This window comes from Brevibacterium sp. FME37, assembly GCF_014897485.1.
Classification (GTDB): Bacteria; Actinomycetota; Actinomycetes; order Actinomycetales; family Brevibacteriaceae; genus Brevibacterium.
Genome location: NZ_JABUYE010000016.1, coordinates 55417 through 71594, shown reverse-complemented (window position 1 = coordinate 71594; position 16178 = coordinate 55417). Strand labels below are relative to the sequence as shown.

Annotated in this window: 16 protein-coding genes, 1 tRNA gene and 1 pseudogene; 11 read left to right on the top strand and 7 right to left on the bottom strand. The window is 58.7% G+C overall.

Going from position 1 to position 16178, the window contains the following annotated elements:
• Positions 1–99 precede the first annotated feature (99 nt).
• A complete protein-coding gene (locus tag INT29_RS16530; RefSeq protein WP_193072477.1) occupies positions 100–687 on the bottom strand; it encodes a DinB family protein in 588 nt (195 codons plus the stop codon).
• Between the two features lie 148 nt (positions 688–835).
• Here INT29_RS16530 and INT29_RS16525 point away from each other — a divergent pair, with 148 nt between their 5' ends.
• The 5 genes from INT29_RS16525 to INT29_RS16505 all read left to right on the top strand — a co-directional run bounded on the left by INT29_RS16525 (position 836) and on the right by INT29_RS16505 (position 4151).
• Positions 836–1216 carry a YidH family protein gene (locus INT29_RS16525; RefSeq protein WP_101569887.1) on the top strand — a complete coding sequence of 127 codons (381 nt, stop codon included), beginning with the start codon at positions 836–838 and terminating at the stop codon, positions 1214–1216.
• Positions 1213–1563, top strand: a complete 351-nt coding sequence (locus tag INT29_RS16520; RefSeq protein WP_193072476.1) for a DUF202 domain-containing protein — start codon at positions 1213–1215, stop codon at positions 1561–1563. The genes INT29_RS16525 and INT29_RS16520 overlap by 4 nt, the downstream gene beginning before the upstream one ends.
• A gap of 59 nt (positions 1564–1622) precedes the next feature.
• The gene (locus tag INT29_RS16515; protein ID WP_193072475.1) at positions 1623–1940 is read left to right on the top strand and encodes a hypothetical protein; all 318 of its coding nucleotides are present in this window, start codon (positions 1623–1625) and stop codon (positions 1938–1940) included.
• Positions 1941–2044: 104 nt separating this feature from the next.
• Positions 2045–2971 (top strand): AEC family transporter, encoded by a 927-nt coding sequence (locus INT29_RS16510; protein WP_193072474.1) that lies wholly within the window; start codon positions 2045–2047, stop codon positions 2969–2971.
• 130 nt (positions 2972–3101) lie between these two features.
• A complete protein-coding gene (locus INT29_RS16505) occupies positions 3102–4151 on the top strand; it encodes a TIGR01906 family membrane protein (RefSeq protein ID WP_319020928.1) in 1050 nt (349 codons plus the stop codon).
• 245 nt (positions 4152–4396) lie between these two features.
• On the opposite strand, the gene ppk2 is transcribed toward INT29_RS16505, so the two are convergent.
• Together ppk2 and INT29_RS16495 are read right to left on the bottom strand one after the other, a co-directional pair.
• Complete coding sequence (gene ppk2 / locus INT29_RS16500; protein ID WP_101569621.1) at positions 4397–5299, bottom strand: polyphosphate kinase 2; 903 nt, start codon at positions 5297–5299, stop codon at positions 4397–4399.
• Between the two features lie 102 nt (positions 5300–5401).
• Positions 5402–6658 (bottom strand): MFS transporter, encoded by a 1257-nt coding sequence (locus INT29_RS16495; RefSeq protein WP_193072473.1) that lies wholly within the window; start codon positions 6656–6658, stop codon positions 5402–5404.
• A gap of 163 nt (positions 6659–6821) precedes the next feature.
• Between INT29_RS16495 and INT29_RS16490 the strand changes: the two genes are divergently transcribed.
• A tRNA-Leu gene (locus INT29_RS16490) sits at positions 6822–6898 on the top strand.
• Between the two features lie 77 nt (positions 6899–6975).
• Here INT29_RS16490 and INT29_RS16485 read toward each other — a convergent pair.
• Entirely contained in the window at positions 6976–8157 is a 1182-nt protein-coding gene (locus INT29_RS16485; protein WP_193072472.1) for a tyrosine-type recombinase/integrase, read from the bottom strand.
• Positions 8150–8917, bottom strand: a complete 768-nt coding sequence (locus INT29_RS16480; RefSeq protein ID WP_193072471.1) for a hypothetical protein — start codon at positions 8915–8917, stop codon at positions 8150–8152. The genes INT29_RS16485 and INT29_RS16480 overlap by 8 nt, the downstream gene beginning before the upstream one ends.
• Here INT29_RS16480 and INT29_RS16475 point away from each other — a divergent pair.
• Together INT29_RS16475 and INT29_RS16470 are read left to right on the top strand one after the other, a co-directional pair.
• Positions 8916–9119 (top strand): helix-turn-helix transcriptional regulator, encoded by a 204-nt coding sequence (locus INT29_RS16475; protein WP_193072469.1) that lies wholly within the window; start codon positions 8916–8918, stop codon positions 9117–9119. The two genes, INT29_RS16480 and INT29_RS16475, sit on opposite strands and share 2 nt — an antisense overlap.
• A gap of 193 nt (positions 9120–9312) precedes the next feature.
• A complete protein-coding gene (locus tag INT29_RS16470; protein ID WP_193072468.1) occupies positions 9313–9789 on the top strand; it encodes a hypothetical protein in 477 nt (158 codons plus the stop codon).
• An 868-nt stretch (positions 9790–10657) separates the two neighbouring features.
• Here the strand turns inward: INT29_RS16470 and INT29_RS16465 are convergent.
• The gene (locus INT29_RS16465; RefSeq protein ID WP_193072467.1) at positions 10658–11554 is read right to left on the bottom strand and encodes a LysR family transcriptional regulator; all 897 of its coding nucleotides are present in this window, start codon (positions 11552–11554) and stop codon (positions 10658–10660) included.
• A gap of 158 nt (positions 11555–11712) precedes the next feature.
• Here INT29_RS16465 and INT29_RS16460 point away from each other — a divergent pair, with 158 nt between their 5' ends.
• From INT29_RS16460 to INT29_RS16450, 3 genes are all read left to right on the top strand, one after another.
• Positions 11713–13224 carry a sodium/proline symporter gene (locus INT29_RS16460; RefSeq protein WP_193072466.1) on the top strand — a complete coding sequence of 504 codons (1512 nt, stop codon included), beginning with the start codon at positions 11713–11715 and terminating at the stop codon, positions 13222–13224.
• Between the two features lie 135 nt (positions 13225–13359).
• Entirely contained in the window at positions 13360–14118 is a 759-nt protein-coding gene (locus INT29_RS16455; protein WP_193072465.1) for an enoyl-CoA hydratase/isomerase family protein, read from the top strand.
• A gap of 27 nt (positions 14119–14145) precedes the next feature.
• Positions 14146–15696, top strand: a complete 1551-nt coding sequence (locus INT29_RS16450) for a class I adenylate-forming enzyme family protein (protein WP_193072464.1) — start codon at positions 14146–14148, stop codon at positions 15694–15696.
• 209 nt (positions 15697–15905) lie between these two features.
• Here the strand turns inward: INT29_RS16450 and INT29_RS16445 are convergent.
• A pseudogene (locus tag INT29_RS16445) lies at positions 15906–16148 on the bottom strand (transposase); the annotation flags it as partial.
• Positions 16149–16178 lie beyond the last annotated feature (30 nt).

Here is a 16178-nt window from a genome sequence, read left to right as displayed (position 1 = left end):
GCTTAACGTCTGCCCCGCCGAGGCGGAGATCCTCGGTGTCTGGACCCGTCCGGCTGCCGCGTGCCTGCAGGTGCTCAGGCGCTATTGGCCACCCACTGCTCAGTCGTTGTCGGCCAGCGCCCGCAGCTTGGCAAGGTAGGCCTCCCAGTCCTGACCCTCGGGCATGTTCGGACTGCGAGGGTTGAGTCCGACCTTCCCATCGATGCTCTCGCGCACGATGTCGGCCTGACCCACATGCCTCGCAAGGTCGACAATGACGTGCACCATGATCTGCTGCAGAGACACCGCCGCCTTCTCAGCCTGCCAATGGGGAACCGTGCCCTGCGCCTCGAGCGCGTGGGTATCGATCGTCTCGTCGGCGAAGTCCCACACACGTCGGTAGAAGTCGAGGATGGAGTCCGCAGTTTCGCCCTCTGCCGCGTACCAGTCGGCTTGTGGGTCGGCCTCGAACTGCGCATCGGTGATGGCCTCACCGGGATGTGGCCAAGGCCTGCCGAAGGTGTCACCGAAGTACCCGATCTCCACATTCGCCATGTGTTTGACGATGCCTGCGAGATTGAGCCCCGTAGCCGTCTGCGGCAGCCGCAGGTCGCGTTCGCTGAGTCCGATGAGCTTCCACATCAGATCATTGCGGCATGCCTGCAGGTGGTTCTTGAGTATCGTCTTCATCGCATCGTCGCGGGCCATGCTTTTAGTCTGCCGCACCCTCGGGAAGAAGGATAGGTCCTTCGCGGCGATCCACCACGAATATCTCCCATCCGCCCGATGGAAGAACTATTCCGCCGCACGGCGGAACCTCGGCGCGCTATTCGACCACACCAGTTATCCTCGATACGTGACCCCCGATGACTCTCGCAGCAGGATCGCCCGACGGTTGTTTCCCGACGGCGAGGACCCCGACCCTCGTTTCACCCTCGCCAACGAACGCACGTTCCTGTCCTGGATCCGCACAGCCTTGGCGTTCATCGGCGGAGGCATCGCGGTCGAGGCCTTCACCTCGGAGATCTTCACCTCTGGACTGCGTGCGACCCTGTCGATCGTGCTGATGGTCATCGGGTTCATCCTCGCCGCCGGTGCCGCCTTCAGATGGCACCGCATCGAGTCGGCCATGCGCCACAAAACCTCGCTGCCACTTCCCCTCATCATTCCCATCGTCAGTCTGGCCTCCGCGCTGGGTGCTGGCCTCCTCGTTCTGGTCTTCGCCGGAGTCCTGTGACCGCGCGGCGTCCCAGACGGCCCCAGCCACACCCCGATCCTGGGCTGCAACCGGAGCGAACGACTCAGTCCTGGCTGCGCACCAGCCTCACGATGACCGTTGTCAGTCTGCTGTTCATCCGGTGGATCAATGTGTTCGAAGGTCTCTCTGTCATCGTCTTCGTCATCTGCATCGCATTGGCGATCGCCGCAATCGCTCTGCAGGTCAGGCGCTACCGCCTCGGTTCGGTGTCCATCCGTGCCGAACGTGGCCGCCCGACGCCTTGGGCGGTCCTCTTCCTCACAAGCTCGGTCTGCCTCATCGCAGCTCTCGGAATCGCCTCAGTCATCAAGATCTCCCTCAATTGAGGTTCCTCGTTGTGAGACCGCCGTCCAGTTCCCGACCGGCATTGCCTAAACTGGTCTTCATGAAGGACGCACGTGAAGTTTCGACCGCCCCACTTGTCGCCGTTGGCCTCGTCGGCGGATTCCTGACCGCCCGCGAGACGGGGATCCGCCCCCTCGGCGGTGTCGTGCTCGCAGCTGCGGGCACCTATGCCGCTCGGACCTGGTTCACCAAGCAGGGCTGGCCCATCGGCACAGCGCTGACCTTGGGCTACCTCGGCGGGTTCGGGGCCTCTCATCCTCTGGCGAAGAAGATCGGTGCATGGCCTTCGGTCCTCAGCGTTGCTGCTGTCGCGGCGGCGGCGGCCTACGTGGCGGTCGACTCCGTCGAAGCTGACTGAGCGAACAAACCGACTCGGTCTGGCCGCAACTAACGTCCAAGACCACACCCCCTGCGCCTCGGCTGAAGCCGACTGATCCGGAAAGTGAGGACCACCGGTAGCCCATGCTGGCCGTTTTCGAAGGCTTCGCCGTCATCGCAGGTGTCATCCTGGTCGGATTCGTGCTCGGACGCTCCGAGGTCCTCGGACCCAATGGGCAGCAGGTCATCGCAAAACTCGTTTTCTATGCGGGTACTCCCACCCTGCTCTATGTCACTGTTGCCGACACCGACCTGGGGCTGATCTTCAACACGGCACTCCTGGCCACGGGCGGGTCGGCCGTGATTGTGGGCGTGCTCCTGTTCGTCCTCACCCGATACATCCGCAAACGCAGCACCGGCGAGGCGATGTTCTCCGCCTGGGCCGTCAGCTACGTCAACATCGGCAACCTCGGCATCCCGATCGCAGCCTATGTGCTCCACGACATCGGATATGTCGCACCGGTGCTGCTCTTCCAGCTGCTCATCCTCGCCCCCATCGGCATGGCCGTCCTCGATGCTTCGGGGAAGAAGAAGCTTGATCAGCACTGGTATTCGGGTGTGCTCCAGATTCTCCGCAACCCGATTGTCCTGGGTGCTGCCGCGGGCGTGGCCGCCTCGGCTACGGGATTCGAACTTCCGCGCTTCATCTTCGAGCCCATCGACATGATCGGTGCCACCGCAGTCCCCGGAGCGCTGCTGGCTTTCGGCATCTCACTCAAGGACGGGTGGGCTCTGCCGGCTCCGGGAACAAGGAAACAGCTGACGTACATCACGGTCGGCAAACAGATCATCCAGCCTGCTCTGGCCTGGATCATCGGCGGTCCCCTGCTGGGGTACTCCGGCATCGCCCTGTTCGCCATCGTCGTCACCTCGGCGCTGCCGACCGCGCAGAACGTCTACATCTACTCCATGCAGTACCGACAGTCCGAAGCACTCATGCGTGATGCGGTCTTCATCACGACCGTGCTGGCGGTGCCCACTCTCGTCATCATCGCAGCCCTGTTGGGCTGACCTCTCTGGCGGACTGGGGAACGGAAATCGGGACGGCGAGCCACCTCGACGATCCCAGCCTCCTTCCTGATCTGGAGGTCTGTGGCGTGTCGGAGCCCGCTTGCCCACTCGGGTCAATGACAATGGGGATGTGGCTGGAGACGAGAAGAACGAGACCGAAGACCTCCTGAGCAGGCGGATGAGTTCAGGATCCAGTAGTGCTGCCGAAAAGCAGACGGAGCCTCCCTTGGAGGCCGCGAACGATCCTTCGACGGACACCGAGGCGTTCGACCCGATCAGGGAACCGATCGCCAAGGACGAGCCGAAGCCCTCAACCGGGCCGGTGCGCGTTGCGCCCGCTCATTCGTCGACTCCTCCCGAGACTGCCCGGACACGTGAGGTTCCTGCTAACTCCCGCACAGCGGTGATGAGCGAAGCCGATTGGGCCGCTGTGACTCAGGCCGCGACGTCCACAGACACACACGACCCTGAGGTGCCCGAACGTCGCAGCAGCGTCCTCGATGTCATCGGGACCATCTGGATCACGCTGGCCACGCCGTTCATTCTCCTGGCTTTGGCTGTCCGATTCGTGGCCTCTGGGCTGTTCCTCAAGTTCGAGTACTTCCGTCCCGGGTTCCCGGCCGACCAGTTCGGCTTCGGCAGCGCCGACCGCGAACACTACGGCACCTACGTCATCGACTATCTGGCGAACCTCGACTCCCGGCGTTATCTCGCCGACGTCATCATGCCCAACGGCGAACCCATCTTCATCTCCGACGAGCTCAACCACATGGCCGACGTCAAGGATCTCATCTCCCTGCTGTACCTGATTGCCCTCGTCGGCCTCATCGGCGCTATCCTCTTCGGCCTCTACATGTCACGCACACACGGCCTGGGCATCCACGTCGGACTGCGCTTGGGTGCCATCATCAGCATCATCGGCATGGCCGGCGCGGCAGTGCTCGCATTCCTCGGCTGGGACACCTTCTTCCGCGGATTCCACAAGATCTTCTTCTCCAACGGAACCTGGGAGTTCTACAGCGACGACTCCCTCATCCGACTGTTCCCACCCCAGTTCTGGGTCGACGCAGGAATCGCCGGGGGCGGGCTCTTCGTCTTGCTGGCCGTCATCCTCTTCTGGCTCAGCTTCGCTGGCCACAAGAAGCGCCGCGCAGTGAAGAAGGCTCGGCGAGAGGCCTGAGCACAGCCGGCTTTACGCCCAGCACAACGGGCTGCTCGCCCAGATGAGTACTGCGGACTCTGTCCGCTCCACGGTTGTCGGCCGGGTGGTCTTTCCCCTTCCACCCGGCCGCAGTATATTCATCGCTCCGATTCGTTCCTCGCAATATCAGTACCGGCACCTGCCGCCAGGCCGCTTCAGTCAAGGCAGGTCGCGTCGGCCGCCGCGGTTGCTTCAGTCACCGCGATTGCTTCAGTCCAGCTACTTCAGTCGTCGACGGCGTCGCGTCCGCGGCGGACGATGATCGGGTCCGGTTCATAGACGATCGAGGTGTCCTTGTCCTCGTAGTCGAACTGGTTGAGGAAGTAGCGCATGGCATTGAGGCGTGCGCGCTTCTTGTCATTGCTCTTGATGGTGATCCAGGGAGCATGATCGGTATCCGTGCGGCGAAACATCTCTTCCTTCGCTGCAGTGTAATCGTCCCAGCGACCCAAGGACTCGAGGTCCATGGGAGAGAGCTTCCATTGTCGCACCGGGTCGATCTGGCGGATCGCGAAACGGGTGCGCTGTTCCCGCTGAGTCACAGAGAACCAGAACTTGGTGACGTGGATGCCGGAATCGATGAGCATCTTCTCGAATACCGGGGCCTGCTCCATGAACGTCTCGTATTCGCAGTCCGTGCAGAAGCCCATCACGCGTTCGACGTTGGCTCGGTTGTACCAGGACCGGTCGAACATGACGAACTCGCCGCTGGTGGGCAGGTGGCTGATGTAGCGCTGGAAATACCACTGGCCCGCTTCCTTGTCAGATGGCTTGTTCAGGGCCACGACGCGTGCCGCACGCGGGTTGAGGTGCTCGGTGAAGCGTTTGATCGTTCCACCTTTGCCGGCGGCGTCACGGCCTTCGAAGACGATGACGTGCTTACGGTCGGTGTCCTGCCCCCAGTACTGGAATTTCAGCAGTTCGACCTGTAGCCGGTATTTCTCGAGCTCGTATTCTTCCCGGTCCATGAGCTCCGGGTATGGGTAGCCCTCACGCCAGGTTTCAACCGCGCGCCCCATCGGATCGATGAGGTTCGGGTCCGTGGTGTGAGAGTCCTCGACCGTATAGCCTTCGATCCGAAGCTTGTCGATGTATTCGCGCAGGTTCTCATTGAGCAGATTGTTCACAGGCGCTCCTTCATATCGACAGCGTTCGTCTTCTTCAGCGGCCTGGCCTCAATATTGTGGTCATCACCAGTCCCCAGGCACAGTACTGAGTAGAGATGAACATCAGGCTATCCGATCGATGTCCTGTTTCGGAATGATTCCCAGACTCAGCAGGGGCGCCACGGCGACGAAGGCGAATGACAGTGGGTATCCGAACACTGTGATCAGCGTCCCGAATCCCGGACCCAAGATCGCAGACATGACGAACTGTCCCGTGTTCTGCGTACCCATGGCCTTGCCTGACCATTGGGGACCAGCTGCCTCGGCGACCGAGGCGAAGGCCAGCCCGTTATCGGCCACCGATACGGTCGAGGCCAGGATGAACACCACCGCCGCCACTACGGGCATCGGAGTGATGGAGATGAGCGCAATCGCCGCCACGAGGACGACGGCTGCAATGGCCACGATCCGCATCAGCCCGACCCTGGACCCGAGGCGATCGGAAAGCCCACCGACGATCATGCGCCCGATCGCTCCCACGATCTGAGAGGCCGCGACGATGCCGCCGGCGATGCCGGGGCTGATGTGCTGATTCGCGATGAGCCAGATGAGACCGTAGGTGGAGAACGCGAACTGTGGGATCACCAGCAGCGCGGAGACGGCGTGGATGCGCCACAGGAACGAATCCATCCGGTAGGGGTTGTTCGTCGCAGATGGCGCCTTCACCTCTCCCCTCGCCGAGGCGGAGCCTGGCCCGGCATCATCGGTGGCCGTGTGTACGACGGTGGGTGCCACCTCGGCGCGGGGAGGGTCCCGGACGAGTCCGAGACAGATCACGGACATGACCCCTGTGACGATGACGACGAACCACAGGTAGCCGGTGAACCCACCGGATGACGCGATGGGTGGGACGCTCAGTGCCGCGACACTTGTGCCAAGCGGCTGTGACATCTGCCTGATGCCCATGGCCAGACCGCGGCGGTGCCGGGGAAACCAGCCCATGACCACGCGTCCGCTGGCCGAGTTCACGGACGCGGCGGCAGCACCGGAGGCCGCGATGATGATGACCATCCACACTGGTGAGCCGACCACAGCCACCGCCAGCCCCGAGGCCAAAGCCGTCAGGGCGATGCCCAGAGTCATGGCCAATCGTTCACCGAACTTATCGGCGAAGGCGCCCCAGGCGATGAGGGTGAGGATGAGGCCGAAGCTCGGAGCTGCGGCCACAGTGCCAGCTTGGGTGAGCGTGTAGCCAAGATCCGTGTGCATATACGGAATGAGGAAAGCTGGTCCGGTGATCGCGACCGTGGCCGCCATCTGCGAGAGCACTCGGATGACGAGGATCACCCAGGCCTGTCTGCTGGGCGAGTTCTCTGTCATAAGTTTGAGACTAGTCGTCTCACATACGATCCGTCTTTGCGTCTCAGATCGCGGCGGACGCTCTGCCGTCGTGTCCCGGATCGCGGCGGGCGACTTTTCGCTATAAAGTGAGTGCTGGCGCTGCCCTTGCAGTGCCTGCACAATGGGCTGCAAGCCCAAATATCCCCCTATAGCCCAATCGGCAGAGGCAGTCGACTTAAAATCGATCAAGTGTGGGTTCGAGTCCCACTGGGGGGACCAACGGAACAGCCTCTCACCTGCAACAATGCAAAGTAAGAGGCTGAGTCGGATCTGATGGGGAGTCGAGTTCCCCACGGTTACCCATCTTTTTCGTTTCGGATTCCGCCGAACTGGTCGAGGATCGCAGACATATCGGGAGCCGCTGCCGCCTTCGCCACATAGTGCGTCGATGTGACCGCTGTGCCAGAATGACCGAGGACTGCCGCAGCCGCCTCGAGAGTCGCCTCAGCGTCGATGAGCGTAGCCACGGTTTTCCGGAACACGTGGGGCGAGATCCCGCCATGGTTTTCCATCGTCTTGAGAGCGTCGCGCAAGGACCGCCGATAGTTATTCGGCCACTTCCAGGTGCCTTTGCCGGACGGAAACACCGCGTTGGTCTCAGTCGGGATCGCCTCGACGCTACGACGAAGCAACACGTCCACCGCAAATGCTGGCAGAGTGAGGATCCGGAACCCGCTCGATGTCTTTGTGTGTGCCTGTCTACGCAACCCCTTCTTCTTGAGATAGACAAGTGTGCCCGAAACTGTCACTGTAGGTTGCTCACCTAGGTCCACGTCATCCCAGCGCAATGCAAGGGCTTCAGAAATTCGCAACCCCGTCCCGAGCATCACGTCGACGACATCAAGCAGATCACTCCCCCGTCGCGGTCCTCGGTAGCCTGTCCCGTGCTGCCATTTGCGCAGACCTTCGCGGAGCGCGCCGACCTCATCTACGGTGAGAGCTTCGACAGGCTTCTTCGGCCTCGACGGCAGACGCACATCTCGCACCGGATTCGACCGGACCGCGTCGTGACGGACGGCAAGCTTGAACATGCCATTGAGGACGGACCTCGCGGTCTTCGCGAGCCCCGGAGTCGACACTGCCTGCTCCCGGAGGAAGCGATCGACACGAGACACAGTGACCTCCATGAGCATGTATTCGCCGAGAGCCGGCAGAACATGCTGTTCAAGACTGTCCGTGTAACGTTCGATGGTCTGGGCAGTGCAACGTTCGATAAGGTCTGTATCGGCCAGCCAGACCTTCGACAATGCAGTCACGGTGGTTTTGCCGGTGATCGAGTCGCCAGCCGATTCGGTTTCGCCACGGAGGGTCTTGAGTAGGTTGCGTTCGGCCTTAGCCCCGGAATCGCCGTAAGCTTCGCGCTGCTTCGTCCTGCCGGTGAAGTCACGGAACCGAGCTCGCGCCCGCCACTTGTTTTCAGCGATCTCGGTTCGAGTGATTTTGCCCCACGCCCCGAGTTCAAGGCGGGGCCTAGGCACCGCCGCTACCTTCGCCGAGGCCTTCGAGATGCACCATGAACTCAATTATTCCGTATTCTTCGGCCATCTTCGCGATTCCAACAGTATCGGACTTTTCGAGGGCTTCGGCGGCTTCGTCGAGCAAGCCCATGTCTCGAGCACGCTGGATGCGTCGGGAGGCTGTAGCCCGCGATACATCGAGCGCTTCAGCAGTTGTGGAAATCACCGGACGACCGTTGCTGTACATCTTCACTAGGGTTGCCACGGTCGCTGCCTCACGAATGGTGTCATCTCCAAGCACCTGGCCGCCGGGCCGTGGGACGCGTCCTCTGAACTCCGGCGAGAACTCCCGAAAGTCGCTAGTACCAGATCGGTCGGCATCATCGATGGCTGCCAGGATCTCATTGATCGCAATTCTGGAGATATTGCCGGTACCAATCGCCTGACCCCCGTCCGGATCACCAAGTAGCATCCCTGTAATAACGAAGTCACCGTGCTCAGTCTGTGCCACCCGCGCCCACAACGGAAAAGGGACGTCGGGAACGTCGATGCGGTGCCAGAAGTCCGCCGATTCTCCCACGCCATTTATAGCCCTCCCCCACTCGCCATCAATCAATCCTTGATTCTCGGCCGGAGTTACTACAGGCACGGGACGTCGATCAGCAAAGTTCATAGCCACCACTTTATCAATTTCACCGATCTTCGGCAATCGATGCAAACTCCTGATAATATGATTGCATCGATAATTTACGAATGGTGCAATGAAGGAGATGATGACCATGACGACGACCTACAGCGACGCCCGGTGGTTGACAGCGGACGACCTCGCAACTGAACTGCAGATCCCGAAGCAGACGATCTACCGGTGGCGCGTCGAAGGGTACGGGCCGACAGCACACAAGATCGGCCGTCATCTGCGTTTCTCACGTGACGACGTCGACGCCTGGTACTCGACGCTCCAGGAAGTTGCCGAATCCGAATGAGGGACTCAGCTAGCGTCCGCACTGGCCAGGTCCACGAACCCTGTGCAACGGGACCTTGAAGCGGTCCGTTCGAAGAGAGCAGGTCGATGTTGACGCCTGGCTCGAGTAGAAACCCGAACCCCGACTTGCCTGATTCGTGAAATGTCCAGCAGAGGCTGCAACCCTGCAATCGGCTACTAGAGAAAGAAATTCAATGACGGAGAACTTATACCATGACACGAGTCTGGACCCGCTCGATGCTTCAGGACGCAATATTTGGCAGCGTCTCGATCTGCTCCTGAGCTTCGCCGAGAGCCAGACGCGCGAAGTCCACCATGACGATCCGAATTCGCTCTTGGGGGCGCTGAACTACCTCTGGGAACTCGAGACACAGATTCAGCGGGAACTCGACTACGCGGTCATCTCATTGAAGGAGTTCTGGCGCTATTCGTCCAGCGAAATCGCCATGGGCCTTGGCACGAAATGGGAACATGATCGTAGCGATTTACTCATCCCAGCCCCAGCCAACGAGTTGTACATCGCTTGGCGCGTAGCGCAGAAACGCTACCGCGAGGCGCTCAAGCGCCAGTTCGGGCCCGAAACCAAAGTGCCCTCCCAGGAGTACTTGGAATTGTACGTGGAAGATATCTGCTGGCGGAGAAGCGCGATGAATCCGCAATCACTCGGCTGATGAGACGAGGCGATCTTCCAGCCGGAATCAATTTCGGCTACCGATGGAGTGGTCGGCGTCATCGTCTTCACGCTGACGGATGAAGAAGATCCTCGGGCCCTGGGTTGCGAGTCTGCGAGTCAAGCTCCGTTCCAACAAGCTGACGGACGACCAAGTCGCAACGGCCGAGGATATCGGAGTTAGGTTCAGTCCCCCATACCGGGGCCCGAAGCCGAAGCCTCCGTCACGTGCCAAGCGAAAAGAAGGCGAGTACGTCGAGCGACTCAAACGACTCGATGACTTCTACAGCCAACACGGCCATATCAACGTGCCACAGCTGGTCGATACAGAAGAATTGCCGGGGTGCAGGGCGATGGGTTGCCCGTATTATGTCACTGTATCGACAAGGGATGCTCCCCCAGGCGGTCATCAAGACCGCTGAAGGGATGAATATCGGCTGGGACCCTAGACAAGGTGCCCGACATTGATTGGCATGCAACTGGGACAAGAACATCACCTCGAAGCCAGAGCTTCAGAGTGACTGCGGTGGCACCGCGGCCCAACCTGACACTTCCACCACCCAGTTTTTGAGGTCGAACGATTAGCGAACGACGGGCAGGGCCTAACCTGGGTTATCACTCGCTGGTCGGCGGTATGCGGCGCGTAGACCTGACGACCGATCGGTTTGATCATGCCGGGACTGATGCAAGGAGAGATGTCAGTGTGAGTGTCTCCTCAACCTGCATCAGTCCCTTTAGACCTTGCGACAGTCTTCCCACCCACACACGCCGGAGAAGAAGCGTTCTCATTGATGCCGGACCGGTGGAAGCAGGTGTGACAATCTAGCCTTCTTCGACTATGCGCCGACGAAGGGATCGAATGAAGTGACTCAGATACTCGCCGATTTTTTCAGGGCTTCGAGGAATTGTGCGGCCAAAGGGTTGTTGTCGTTGGTTCGAGTAGCGGAGACTATGTGGCGTCGCGGCAAGCTGCGGTTGATCGGAAGCGCAACGGTGCCAGCTTCTTCGCTGAGCGCGATTTCTGGGATCATCGCTAGCCCGAGGCCTGCTGCGACTATTCCTTGAACAGTGCCTATGTTGTTGCTCCGAAAGGCAATCTTGGGTGAGAATCCGTGCTGCGCGCACAGTGTTGTTAAGCATTGATGAGACGCAGTTTCAGGCCGATGTGCCACCCATATTTCATCGGCGAGCTCGTCCATTTCGACATTTGTCTTGGCTGCCAGTCGATGTTTCTTAGAGACCACGATGAAGAGGTCTTCAGTCATCACCTTGCTCACACGCAGATCGCCCGGAAAGTGTGGAGTCACCAGGTCGTAACTAAATCCCAAAGCTATGTCGAGGCTTCCTTCGGAGACCCGAGGGAACAGCTCATAAGGTTCGCCTTCGTCCAGGGTGATCTCGACTTCACGCCTCCTTATTAAGAATCGGGCCATAGCCCGCCCTAGGATCGGACCGCCAGCTGAATCGAAAGTGCCCACACGCAGTTTGCCAACCTGACCAGCTCCCAAACGAGCTATGTCGATTTCAATCTGGCCGACGAGATCGATGACTTCATCTGCACGCTGACTCAAGTAGTGTGCCGCCTCAGTCGCAATGACTCTCTTTGCTTGCCGCTCGAACAAGCTTATTCCCAAACTACGCTCAAGCGCAGACATCTGCTGGGACACTGCAGAACCGGTGAAACCCAATTCGCGAGCTGCTTCCGCAAACGAACCGGCGCGCATCACAGCATGCAGGGTGGAAAGTGCTTTCGTTTCAATGACCATGAATCAACTTTACGTCTAGTGCATCCGAGCATAAGGAATACTACGGCTCCATGGTCTGAGCTCTGGGCCTTGGCCCCTATTTGCCGCACACCGGATTCCATAGGCTGGAACGCGAAGACATCCAGTCCTTGCCCCGACAATGAAGTGTGGAGCTAACTATGAAAACGACGGGTGACACGTCAACAATCATCGTCTTTCTCGTCTACCTGATAGCTGTGCTCGCTATCGGCATATGGGCGTACAAGAAGAACACCGACATGGGTGACTTCGCGATCGGTGGACGCCGCTTAGGTACGTTCGTCACGACGCTCAGCGCCAAGGCCACTGACTCTAGCCAATGGGTCTTTTTCGGCTTGCCGGGCGCTTTCTACATCAGCGGCATGAACAACGTGTGGCTGATCATCGGACTCACTCTCGGCTTTTATCTCAGCTGGAAATTTATCGCCGGTAAATTACGTACGTATTCGGCTGAAACCAAAGATTGGCATGAGGGTGGAGCCACAGAGTCGGTGACGTTGCCGGGTTTCTTCGCCAACCGATTCCGACACGATTCGCTTCGCTGGGTCACAGCTATCTTCATCATCATCTTCTACGTCATCTACCTTGGTTCGGCATTCATAGCCACCGGCGTGATCTTTTCCCAGATCTTCGGCACATCCGTGACAACCGGCACAATCGTCGGCGCGATCGTCGTCATGGTGTACTCGTCGCTGGGCGGGTACCTTGCCAGCAGCTATACCGATGTCGTACAGGGATTCATCATGTTCTTCAGCCTCTTGATCCTCAGTGTGGTCGCGATCGTCAAGGTCGGAGGCGTCGGAGGCTTCATTGGCGCGATCACGGAACAGAATTCCGATCTCGGTTCCCCTTTCGCCGGTGTCGAGCTCATCGACGGTAGCTGGACGACGACGAGCTCGGTGTCCTTCATCGCCATCATTTCGTCCTTGGCCTGGGCAGTGGGCTATTTTGGATCGCCGCACATCTTGGCTCGTTTTATGGGAATGCGGAAAGCAGAATCGGCCAAAAATGGTGCCCGGCTTGGAGTCTTCCTGTCGATTACCTTGCTCGGTTTCGCGGGTGTCATCGGGTTTGCAGCAATCGCATTGTTCGGTCCGAATCTAGGCAATCCCGAAGACGCCTACATGAACCTGGTGTCGGAGCTCATGCCAAGTTGGATGGCTGGAATTTTCCTTGCTGGAGTGCTGTCTGCGGTAATGAGCACTGCCGACTCTCAACTGGTAGTTGCTTCGACCACACTCACCGAAGACTTCTATCGAGCATTCATCAACCGCAAGGCACCAGACAAGGTGCTCATTTGGTTGAGCCGCATCGCGGTCGGATTCTGCACCTTAGTCGGAATCATCGTAGCGCTTCGCGGTGGAACGATCCTAGACCTCGTCGGTTATGCCTGGGCGGGTTTTGGAGCCAGCTTCGGACCGGTGCTCCTAGCTGCGTTGTATTCCAAAAAGTCCACTTGGTTCGGTGCGTTGCTGAGTATCATCGCCGGCGGATCGACAGTCATCATCTACCGCCAGCTCGACACGATCGGACTCTACGAATTGGTCCCGGGGTTTGCGGCTGGACTCATCGCTTTGTGGATCGGCAATCGGTTCGGTCCTCGCGCCAAACCAGAAGTGGTCGAACACTTCGAAAGCGTATTTGCCAAATAGGTTTATGCGCTAGTCCCCTTCTCCCGCCGACCCCTACAAATGAACTTGCAGTGGTCCCCACTGCGACATAGAAAACCGACAGAAGAAATCTGTCGACTACAGTGCGGACTTGTTCCGCACAGAAGGAGATTTATCATGGCACAGCTCGACGTAACGATCACCGACGGAATTGGAATCATTACCCTCAATAATCCAGAAGCAATGAACGCCTGGACACAGGACATGCAACGCAACGTCACGAGGACACTAAATGACCTGGACACGGACCCCGCGGTCAAGGGTATCGTCATCACCGGCGAAGGCAACCGTGCCTTCTGCGCCGGACAGGACCTCAACGAGTTGGCCAACTTCACCGAAAACCATGTCCAAGAATGGCTCGACACCTTCTATGAGGTCTACGACGCTGTACTATCGAACTCCAAACCGGTCATCGCTGCACTCAACGGTGTGACCGCTGGTTCGGGATATCAGCTAGCGATGCTATGTGATCTCCGTATCGCCCACCCCGGAGTCCGGATCGGTCAGCCGGAAGTGAAATCGGGAATCCCGAGCGTCACCGGCATGTACATTACATGGCAGTCCGTTGGTCACAGTAAGACCGCACAGATGATGCTTACCGGCGAACTCCTCGACGCAGAGGACGCTAAAGGACATGGACTCATCGCCGAAGTGGTTCCTGAGGACCAAGTGTTGTCGCGCAGTATCACTGAAGCGAAGAAGCTGTCACAATTGCCGACTCAAGCATTTGCGATGACCAAGCAGCGCATTCGTGCAACCTTATTGCCGGGTTTGAAAGAAGCGTTCGCTGCAGCTCTTGACATCGACAAGCAAGCTTATGGTGATGGTGAGCCGCAGCAGACCGCAGCTGATTTCGTCTCCAAGAAGGGTGCCTGAGTCACAGTGCCGGACAATAGTTCGAGGGTGGCAGACGCTGATCGTTTCATTCACGGTCACGGCTTTTCCGACGCCCTGAAACGTCTTGCTCGTACCGATCCCGATCGTGTGTATCTTCGTGAAAGGCATCGTGCTCAGACAGTCGCCGAGCTCAATCGACGCGTCGATGCCTTTGCAGAGGCCCTCCGTCGTCGCGAGATCCGGGCTGAATCACGAGTAGTACTCGCCCTTGACGTGGGCATCGATCACGTGGCGTTGATTTTCGCTTTGTTGCGAATCGGTTCTCTGTGGATCCCCATGAATACCCAGGTCAGAGGGGAACCCTTGAAGCATCAACTGCGAGATTCCCGAGCAGACGTCATCATCGCCGAAGCGAACGGAGCTCTGGTCGTCAATCTGCCGAATACGGACTTCGCGGAAGACATCGAGATCCCCGATCCTGGCGAACTGAAACTTGTGGTGATCCCGTCAGCGAGTATCCTCGACGGATCCCAGCGGTCTAACTCCGCACAGACACCGGCGGACGCGCTGGATGACGCATGTCTCCTCATGTATACCTCTGGTACGACAGGGCCGCCGAAAGGTGCTTTGGTCAGCGAGACAATGCTCAAAGCCGCTGTCTTAGGTGCTTTAGAAGTAACTGAACCTCGTGTAGGTGACGTCTTCTATGTTTGGGAGCCGTTGTTTCATATCGGTGGTGCACAGGTTGTTTTCTTGCCCCTGTTCTGCGAGATCACTTTAGCTTTAGTGCCGAAGTTCTCGGCCTCGCGATTCTGGCAAGATATCGTCGATTTCGATGTAACCCACATACATTATCTCGGCGGCATCCTGCAAATACTCTTACAGCTCCCGCCGGTAGACGAGGAGACTCACAATCGGGTCCGAATTGCATGGGGCGCAGGGGCGTCCCCGGAAATTCGCGATCTATGTCATTCTCGTTACGGGTTCGCACTCCACGAGTGCTACGGGATGACCGAAGCGTCCAGCATCCTAACAGTCAATCGAAATGAGTCGACAAGTGGAGTTGGTATCCCGTTCCCTTGGATCGATATCAGTATCGGTACCTTTGAAAGGGAGACGGAGGCACCTACTGAAGGTGAGATCCGGGTTCGCAGTCGAGTGGAGGGCCTGCTGACCAAAGGATATTTGGGCAATTTGGACGCCACACTCAAATCCCGTGACGGAGAATGGTTCAAGACGGGAGACCTCGGATACTTGGATGAGCGCGGCAACCTTCATTTCGTGGGGCGAGGTAGCGATAGCATACGTGTTCGAGGTGAGAATGTTTCAGCGTGGCAGATCGAAAGCGTCTTCGGACTCCATCCTGATGTCGACCGCTGCGCAGTAATCGGTGTAGATGCCGAAGTGGGTGAACAAGAAATGATGCTCGTGATTACCGCGGCGGCGAGCCATCGTGTCAAACCACAGGAACTACTCGAGTGGGGCCGAAGTCAACTGGCGAAATTTCAGGTCCCTCGCTATCTGAAAGTCGTATCAGAAATGCCGATCACTCCGAGCCAGAGAATTGCTAAGCACCGGTTACCACGCAACGTGAACAGTGCATTCGACGCCGGTTGATTATCAAAATGGGCTATCGGAATCTACAGTGACACCCTAAATGCATATCTCTAAAAACGTAGGCCTGGGTCATTGGCAAGAGATCGCTCGTGCACAGCTTGCTCTTATCGGAAGATGCAGGCTGTGCACGTACGTTCAAGGTTGCGCCAAGGACTGGCAGCGATACGTCCCGCTACACGCACCCGTGATTAGTGGGATTTTTCGGCTCTTCACGAACGAGGGTGTAGTCGGGGTCTGAATCTTCCGGTTTCGAGTAGCGATCTTGCGATGTAGTGGTCGAGGTTGCGGAACCCGAGGGCGGTGCCGCGGAGGTGTTCGAGTCGTACTTTGATCGCTTCGGTGGGGCCGTTGCTGGTGCCGGGTCGGGCGAAGAACGCCAGGATGTCGACAGCGCGCTTCTTGAGGGTGCGTCCGAGCTTGTGGATCTCGATGAGCGCCGTAGGGACACCGATGGCGACTGCATTGATCGCGCGGCCTCCGGT

Bases quoted from the DNA above. Each gene is read 5' to 3' on its own strand.
- INT29_RS16530 (WP_193072477.1), bottom strand. From the start codon at position 687: ATGGCCCGCGACGATGCGATGAAGACGATACTCAAGAACCACCTGCAG.
- INT29_RS16515 (WP_193072475.1), top strand. From the start codon at position 1,623: ATGAAGGACGCACGTGAAGTTTCGACCGCCCCACTTGTCGCCGTTGGC.
- INT29_RS16510 (WP_193072474.1), top strand. From the start codon at position 2,045: ATGCTGGCCGTTTTCGAAGGCTTCGCCGTCATCGCAGGTGTCATCCTG.
- INT29_RS16495 (WP_193072473.1), bottom strand. From the start codon at position 6,658: ATGACAGAGAACTCGCCCAGCAGACAGGCCTGGGTGATCCTCGTCATC.
- INT29_RS16475 (WP_193072469.1), top strand. From the start codon at position 8,916: ATGACGACGACCTACAGCGACGCCCGGTGGTTGACAGCGGACGACCTC.
- INT29_RS16480 (WP_193072471.1), bottom strand. From the start codon at position 8,917: ATGGTCATCATCTCCTTCATTGCACCATTCGTAAATTATCGATGCAAT.
- INT29_RS16470 (WP_193072468.1), top strand. From the start codon at position 9,313: ATGACGGAGAACTTATACCATGACACGAGTCTGGACCCGCTCGATGCT.
- INT29_RS16465 (WP_193072467.1), bottom strand. From the start codon at position 11,554: ATGGTCATTGAAACGAAAGCACTTTCCACCCTGCATGCTGTGATGCGC.
- INT29_RS16460 (WP_193072466.1), top strand. From the start codon at position 11,713: ATGAAAACGACGGGTGACACGTCAACAATCATCGTCTTTCTCGTCTAC.
- INT29_RS16455 (WP_193072465.1), top strand. From the start codon at position 13,360: ATGGCACAGCTCGACGTAACGATCACCGACGGAATTGGAATCATTACC.